Genomic DNA, 7,870 nt, shown 5'->3' with positions numbered 1-7,870 from the left:
GGCTGGCGCGGCCGGGGTCACCGGCGCGGGCTGGGACGGCTCGGGCTGGGCCGGCTCGGGCGGGGCCGGCTCACGCTCGGCCGCGGGCTGGTGGGCCGGTGCGGCCTCGCGCTCGGCGGGCTCGGGCCGGACCGGCTGGGCCTCGACGCGCTCGGGCCGCTCCTGGTCGGGGGTCTCGTGCACCTCGACCACGGGCTCGTCCTGCGCGGGCGCGTCGTCGACCAGCTCGGCGCCGCCGAAGGGGTGCCCCTCGGAGGACTTCAGTGCTGCGGCGTGTGCCGCGGCGGCGATCTGGGCGGGCGTCGGGCCGCCGTGGTGGGCGGGCTGCTCGGCCGGCGCGGGGGTCGAGCCCGAGCCGGAGCGTCCGCGCCGGCCGCGGGTGCTGCCACCGGTGGAGGAGCTGCGCTCGGAGCCTCCGCGCGACCCGGCAGAACCCCCCTGGTCGCCGTTGGACGACTTCTCCACAGGGTGGTCGTGGACGATGATGCCGCGGCCCCCGCAGTGGTCGCAGGTCTCGGAGAAGACCTCGATGAGGCCGGAGCCGACCCGCTTGCGGGTCATCTGGACCAGGCCCAGCGAGGTGACCTCGGCGACCTGGTGCTTGGTGCGGTCGCGTCCGAGGCACTCGAGCAGGCGGCGCACGACGAGGTCGCGGTTGGACTCCAGCACCATGTCGATGAAGTCGATGACGATGATGCCGCCGATGTCGCGCAGCCGCAGCTGCCGGACGATCTCCTCGGCCGCCTCGATGTTGTTCTTGGTGACCGTCTCCTCGAGGTTGCCACCCGAGCCGACGAACTTGCCGGTGTTGACGTCGACGACGGTCATGGCCTCGGTGCGGTCGATGACCAGCGAGCCACCGGAGGGCAGCCAGACCTTGCGGTCCATGGCCTTGGCGATCTGCTCGTCCACGCGGTACCGGGTGAAGAGGTCCTCGGTCCCGGTCCACTTCTCCAGCCGGCCGGCGAGGTCGGGGGCGACGTCGCCGATGTACTCGCTGACCTCCTCCCAGGCCCGGTCGCCGGCGACGACGAGCTTGCCGAAGTCCTCGTTGAAGACGTCGCGGATGACCCGCACGGTGAGGTCGGGCTCGCCGTGGACGAGCGCGGGGGCACCGCCCTTGGCCTTGCCCTTGGAGTCGGCCTTGGCCTTGATCTTCTCCCAGGTCTTGGTGAGCCGCTCGACGTCGGCGCGCAGCTCCTCCTCGCTCGCACCCTCGGCCGCGGTGCGGACGATGACGCCGGCGCTGTCCGGGACGACCTCCTTGAGGATGCCCTTGAGCCGGGCGCGCTCGGTGTCCGGGAGCTTGCGGGAGATGCCGGTCATCGAGCCCTCGGGCACGTAGACGAGGTAGCGGCCGGGCAGGCTGATCTGGCTGGTGAGGCGGGCGCCCTTGTGCCCGATCGGGTCCTTGGTCACCTGGACCAGGACCGTGTCGCCGGACTTGAGGGCGTTCTCGATGCGCTTGGGCTGGTTGTTCTCCAGGCCCGCGGCGTCCCAGTTGACCTCACCGGCGTACAGGACGGCGTTGCGGCCCTTGCCGATGTCGACGAACGCCGCCTCCATCGAGGGCAGGACGTTCTGCACCCGGCCGAGATAGACGTTCCCGGCCATCGACGCGTTGGTCTCCCGGGAGACGTAGTGCTCGACGAGCACCTCGTCCTCGAGCACGCCGATCTGGGTCTTGCCGTCGCGCTCGCGCACGACCATGACGCGGTCGACGCTCTCGCGACGCGCGAGGAACTCGGCCTCGGTGATGATCGTGCGGCGACGGCCGGCCTCACGGCCCTCGCGGCGACGCTGCTTCTTGGCCTCCAGACGGGTCGAGCCCTTGACACTCTGCGGCTCGTCGCGGCGCGGCTCGCGCACCTTGGTCACGGTGCCGGGCGGGTCCTCCCCGTCCGTGGCGGAGCCGCTGCGGCGGCGGCGGCGCCGGCGACGGCTGCTCGCGCTGCCCTCGCCCTCGGCCGTGTCCTCGGCCGGCCCCGTGCCGTCCGCCTGCTCGCCCTCGTCGGACCCGCCTTCCTCGGCGCCCTGCGCCTCGTCGCGCGCGTCGGAGTCCGAGCCACGCCCGCGGCCGCGACCCTTGCCGCCGCGGCGACGACGACGGCGGCCGCCCGTGCCCTCGCCCGACTCGGCGGGCTCGCCGTTCTCGGGCGACGCCGCGGCCTCGGCAGCCTCGTCGTCCGCGGGTGCCTCGGCCGCCTCGACCGGCTCGGTGGCGGGCAGCTCCGAGGGCTCGACCTCCTGGGCCGGGGCGGTGGCGCGCTTGCGGGCGGCCCGCTTGCGGGCGGGCTTGACCGCCTCGGGGTCGGGCGCCTGGAACAGCACGCCGAAGCTGGGGACGGTCGCGGCCGACGCGGTGTCGGGCTCGGAAGCGCCCTCCGCGAGCCGCGCCTCCTCGGCCCGGGCGGCCGCCAGGGCCTCCTCGTCCTCCTCGTCGGTGGTCTCGGCGACCGGCTCGGCGACGGGGCGGGTGACCGGCGCGGCGGCCTTCTTGGCGCTCTTGCGAGGCGCGCGCTTGGCGGCCTTCTTCGCCGGCGCGGCAGCCTCGGTCGCCTCGGCGGCGGGCTCCGCAGCCTCGACCGTGGGCTCGGCCGCGGCGGCCGACTCCGCGGCGGGCTCGACCACCGGCTCGGCGGCGGGGGCCTTCGCGGCCTTCTTGGCACTCTTGCGGGGGGCGCGCTTGGCGGCCTTGTTCGCGGTCACCTCGCCGGTGGCCGCCTCCGCGGGCGCGCCGGCATCGGGGCCGGAGGGGGGCGCCGAGTCCGCTGCGGCGCCGTCATCCGCTGGTGCCGCCGGCGCGGGGGCGGCCGCCTTCTTCGTGGCCCGTCGCGGGCGCCGGGGCGGCGCAGCCGGGGCGGACGCCTCCGCGGTGCCGGCGGGCGCGCCGTCGGTGGTGGGGGTGGTGGGCTGGTCGTCCGTGGAAGCCATGGGAGGCGTCCTTCCGTCACCCACGGGCCGTGGCCACACCCGGGGCCCGCGGACGGACCCTCCGCACGGCCGCGTGGTGCGCGGTCATGCCTCGTGCCGGTGGCGGGTTTGCCACCGACACGGAAGTCGGTTTGGCTACGCCGTCTCCAGCTCGCGCAGGCCGCGCGGCACCGGGTCAGGCGCCGTCGGCGTCCAGGTCGGCAGCCAAGGGATCAGCCACCCTCGCGGTTGCGGTGCGCAGCGGGCCCTGCGCCAGCCGGGTCACCAGGGGTGGTGCCGGTGGCGAAAGCTCTGTCACTGCGCGCAGCGCGGTCAGGACGTCGTCGGGGCGTACGGCCGGTGTGGTGTGCCGTACGACCACTCGCAGTATCGCACAGTCGGGGCGCTCCGCCGCGGTTGCGCCCAGCGACACGACGGCGGAGCGCACGTCGAAGGTCCTCGGCCCGGTCTTGAACATGCGGGTGACCTCGACCCGCTCCTGGGCGAGGAAGGTGTCGGCCGCCCGCTGGAGCTCCTCGACCGGCACGCCGCCGAACTCCAGCACCCAGTCGCTCGCCTGCAGCCGGTCCGCGAGCGCCCCCGGCGCCGCCTCGACCACCTCGAGGACGTCGAGCCCCTCGGGGAGCGCCTCGTCGAGCGCGGCCCGCAGCGACTCAGGGTCGACCCGCTCGGTCACGGAGATCTCGAAGTACTCCGCCTCGCTGGCCGTCCCGGTGGGGGCCGCGTTGGCGTAGCTGATCTTGGGGTGGGGGTGGAACCCGGCTGAGAACGCCATCGGCACGCCCGCCCGCCGCAGCGCCCGCTCGAGGGCGCGCTGGAAGTCGCGCGTCGAGGAGAAGCGCAGCCGCCCGCGCTTGGCGTAACGCACCCGCAGCTTCTGGACCGCCGGGACGGGGGGTGGTCCCTCGGGGACGCGCTGCCGTGCCATGGCGGTCAAGCCTAGGAGGTGCCTGCCCGGCTCGGCGACGGGGGCGCACCGCCGGCGCAGGCGTGCGCTGCCGACACGGCCGGGCGCTGCGAATTTCGTGGCGATTCGCGCGCCCCGACCGCGAGATCGGTGGCGAGACGGCCCTTTCGCCGCCGACATCGTCACACTAGCCTGCCGGCATGGCGACCCTGGACCGCACCAGACTGACCGCGCTGCTCGAGGCCGAGCAGGCGGCATACACCGACTCCCACCCCCGCAGCCGTGCCCTCTTCGCGCAGGCGAACAACCTGTTCGGCCGCGTGCCCATGACGTGGATGAACATGTGGTCCGGCGGGTTCCCGCTCTACCTCGACCGCGCCGCCGGCAACCGGGTGACCGACGTCGACGGGCACACGTACGTCGACTTCGCGCTGGGCGACACCGGCGCGATGGCCGGCCACTCCCCCGGCCCCACGGTCGCCGCCGTGCAGCGGCGGATGGGCGAGCTGGGCGGCGTCACCACGATGCTGCCCACCGCGGAGGCCCAGGACGTCGGGGCGGAGCTCACCCGCCGCTTCGGTATGCCGTCGTGGAGCTTCACGCTCTCGGCCACGGACGCCAACCGCTGGGCCATCCGCCTCGCCCGGCTGGCCACCGGCCGGCCGAAGGTGCTCGTCTTCGCGTACTGCTACCACGGCTCCGTCGACGAGGCGTTCGCGCTGCCCGGTCCCGACGGCAAGGCCCAGAGCCGGCCGGGCAACGTCGCCCCGCCCGTCCCCCTCGACCTCACCACGCGGGCCGCGACGTGGAACGACCTGGAGTCGGTCGAGCGCGAGCTCGCCCACGGCGACGTCGCCGCGATCCTCACCGAGCCCGCGCTGACCAACATCGGCATCGTGCTGCCCGAGCCGGGCTTCATGGAGGGCCTGCGCGAGCTCGCCACGAGGTACGGGTCGCTGCTCATGATCGACGAGACCCACACCTTCTCGACCGGCTGGGGCGGTGCGACGCGCGAGTGGGGCCTGCAGCCCGACATCTTCGTCATCGGGAAGTCCATCGGCGGCGGCATCCCGTGCGGCGCGTACGGCATCAGCGCCGAGGTGGCCGCCGCGGTGACCCGCCACACCGAGGCCGGGGAGGCGGACATCGTCGACGTCGGCGGCGTGGGCGGCACCCTCGCCGGGAACGCCCTGTCGGTCGCGGCGATGCGGGCCACCCTCGGGGAGGTGCTCACGGAGGACGCCTTCACCCACATGACCGAGCTGGCGACGGCGTTCACGGCCGGGGTGCAGCAGACGCTCGACGAGCTCGACGTGCCGTGGAGCATCAGCCGGCTCGGCGCCCGGGCGGAGTACCGCTTCGCCCGTCCCGCGCCGCGCACCGGCGAGGAGTCCGCGGCCGCCGCGGACGACGGGCTCGACGCGTACCTGCACCTCGCGATGTGCAACCGCGGCATCCTGATGACGCCGTTCCACAACATGGCCCTCATGTGCCCGGACACGAGCCGCGAGGACGTCGACCGGCACACCGAGGCGTTCCGCGAGGTCGTGGGCGCGCTGTTCGGCTGAGGAGGCTGATCGGCCGAGGAGCAGGACGGCGCCCGGGCGCGGCCTCGGCTCGATGCGCCCCGGGCGGCGTCAGAGGTCGACCCGCACGTTGTCCCGGGGCGGGCGAGCCGCCCCGCGCGACGGTCCAGTCGGTGCGCATCCGCGCCACGTCGCCGAGGCGCGCCTCCCCCACCCCCACACACGTGTGTGCCGCCCGCTCACCCATGGCCCGGGAGCCCAGGTGAACGGGCGGCACACCTGCGTCTGCTGGGGTGTCCGCCGCCGTCGTTACTGCGCGGCGACCGCGTCCAGCCAGGCCTGGCCGTTCGGGACGCCGACGCCGGTGACGTCGTCGTAGCCCGGGCGGACGTGGATCGTCAGCTGCTCGTCCGCGTCGAAGTACCGGGCGGAGTACCGGTACCCGTTGCTCGCGTCGACGCCGTTGACGTAGTCGGACCGGACGTCACCGGGGTAGGTGGCGCGGTCGTCCTTGGTGATGTCGACGCTGGCGGCCCGGGTGCCGTAGAGCACCGGGTTGGCCAGGCCGTACTCGTGCCCTGCCTTCTGCTCGGCGAGGGCGAACATGCCCGCGTAGAGCGGCGAGGCGAGCGAGGTGCCGCCGATGCGGTACTCGTCGTAGACCTGCGAGCCGTCCGGCGCGCTCTGCGTCTCGCCGACGAGCATGCCGGTGTTGGGGTCACCGAGCGCCGACACGTCCGGGACCGCGCGCATCGCCGCGCCACCGTACGTCTGCGAGATCGAGGCCGGCACCACACCGGTCTGGTACGACGGCTGGGCGAAGAGGCGGGACGTGCCGCCGCCGGAGCCGTAGAGCCAGGTGGACGGCTGCCACGTCGTCGTCGTCTTGTCCAGCGAGCTGCGACGGGTCTCCCAGCCGAGCTCGAACACCCGGCTGTCCGAGGCGCTGACGCCGGCCGAGGTGCCGCCGACGGCGGTCACGTACGGGCTCGAGGCGGGCCAGTCCGGCGTCGGAGTGGCCCCGGCGACGGCGTTGGTCTCGTCGGCGTTGTCGCCCGAGGAGTAGAACAGCGAGATGCCCTCGGCCGCGGCCTGCACCTGGGTGTCGAGCGACGGCTTGATCGTGCCTGCGGGCAGCGCCTCGCTGCCGTACCCGTAGGAGTTGCTCACGATGTCGGCGAGGTGCTCGTCGACGACGCGGTTCATGATCGCGTCCATGTCACGGCCGTTGTTGGGCGACCCGATGTAGGTGATGTGGGCGCCGGGGGCCATCGTGTGGACCGCCTCGACGTCGAGGGTCTCCTCGCCGGCCCAGCCGGCCGGGTCCTGCTTGCGGTTGCCCGGCTGGTTGTAGGTGCCGGGGGCCACGACCTGGGTGAACTGCCCGGGCGCGAAGGTCGGCAGCCCGTGCCGCGCGAAGTAGGTGTTGGCGTCCTTCTCGATGGTGTTCGAGGCGAACGCGTCGATGATGCCGACGGTGACGCCGCTGCCGTCGTTGCCGGACGCGATCGCGCCGCTCATGCCGTAGAGGCCCTGGAGCTGGGCGCCGCTGTAGCCGCACGGCGCGAACGCGCTCGGCGAGGCCGGGAGCGGCGTGCCGTCCGGGGTGGGCGTGTTCGTGACGGTCTTCTGGCCCCAGTACGCCGAGCACGGCTGGGCGTTGCGGAACAGCGCCGGCGCGGGGGCTGCCTTGTTCGCGTGCACCAAGGTCTGCGACTCGTCGAGCCCGACGACGCCCTCGACGGCCGGCAGCGAGTCGGGGACCTGCAGCGGCGTGCTGTTGGAACGGACCTGCCTGCCCTCGGTGCGGTACTCGGCGAAGGAGGTGCCGAACGCGGCGGCCGCCTGGGCGAGTGTGCCCGTGGCCTCGACGTACTTGCGGTTCGCCGGCGTGGCCCCGAGCGTGAAGCCCTGGCCCTTGAGCCACGAGGACACCGAGGAGACGTCGGAGGTCGCGGGTGAGAACCGCGCCCGGAACTCGGCCGGGGTGAGGAAGTGGCCGTAGTCGGCGTTCCCCGGCGTGGAGACGGCCCGGGCGTATGCCGCAGCCGCGTCCCCTCCGCGGTAGGGCAGGTACACCCGGAAGGTGACCTGCTGCGAGGGGGCCGCAGCCCCGACCTTGTTCTGCGACACCGCCCAGGACGGGATGCTGCCGTCCAGGGCATGGCGGCCGCCGGGTGCGGCGAGCGCGGTTCCGGCTGCGGCGACGGTGACCAGTGCGGCAGCTCCCGCCGCGGCGCAGGCGGTTCTCGACAGTCGTGACATGAGACCTCCGGGAGAAGTGGGCCCCACGGCGCGGAGGTGACCGCTCGGGGGCAGTGCCTCCTCATCCGACACGACAGTTGCCGCGCACAACCATGACGGATGTCACCGGTTGGGCGGGTCTGCGCAGGTCACGGCGGCATGCGACCCACGCGGCACGCGACGCCGCCTGCCCCGCCGCCCGGGGCGCAGATGAAACCGGGGGCGCACATGAATGTGCCGCCCGCGCCCTCGGCTGGAC

The 7,870-nt window shown here is 74.1% G+C and carries 4 protein-coding genes; 1 reads left to right on the top strand and 3 read right to left on the bottom strand.

Annotated features, from left to right (window positions below):
- Together ACFUC1_RS19550 and ACFUC1_RS19545 are read right to left on the bottom strand one after the other, a co-directional pair.
- Positions 1–2,934 (bottom strand): ribonuclease E/G (locus tag ACFUC1_RS19550; RefSeq protein WP_379122808.1); only part of this gene is annotated, 2,934 nt, incomplete at its 3' end.
- Between the two features lie 175 nt (positions 2,935–3,109).
- Entirely contained in the window at positions 3,110–3,862 is a 753-nt protein-coding gene (locus ACFUC1_RS19545; RefSeq protein ID WP_379122806.1) for a TIGR03936 family radical SAM-associated protein, read from the bottom strand.
- Positions 3,863–4,041: 179 nt separating this feature from the next.
- Here ACFUC1_RS19545 and ACFUC1_RS19540 point away from each other — a divergent pair, with 179 nt between their 5' ends.
- Complete coding sequence (locus tag ACFUC1_RS19540; RefSeq protein WP_379122804.1) at positions 4,042–5,409, top strand: transaminase; 1,368 nt, start codon at positions 4,042–4,044, stop codon at positions 5,407–5,409.
- A 267-nt stretch (positions 5,410–5,676) separates the two neighbouring features.
- Here ACFUC1_RS19540 and ACFUC1_RS19535 read toward each other — a convergent pair whose 3' ends face one another.
- A complete protein-coding gene (locus ACFUC1_RS19535) occupies positions 5,677–7,632 on the bottom strand; it encodes a protease pro-enzyme activation domain-containing protein (protein ID WP_379122802.1) in 1,956 nt (651 codons plus the stop codon).
- Positions 7,633–7,870 lie beyond the last annotated feature (238 nt).

The sequence above is a fragment of the Pedococcus sp. NPDC057267 genome, from assembly GCF_042668795.1.
GTDB lineage: Bacteria > Actinomycetota > Actinomycetes > Actinomycetales > Dermatophilaceae > Pedococcus.
This window is presented reverse-complemented; position numbering and strand designations above follow the sequence as displayed.

Coding starts and splice junctions, on each gene's coding strand:
- ACFUC1_RS19535 (WP_379122802.1), bottom strand. CDS start 7,632: ATGTCACGACTGTCGAGAACCGCCTGCGCCGCGGCGGGAGCTGCCGCA.
- ACFUC1_RS19540 (WP_379122804.1), top strand. CDS start 4,042: ATGGCGACCCTGGACCGCACCAGACTGACCGCGCTGCTCGAGGCCGAG.
- ACFUC1_RS19545 (WP_379122806.1), bottom strand. CDS start 3,862: ATGGCACGGCAGCGCGTCCCCGAGGGACCACCCCCCGTCCCGGCGGTC.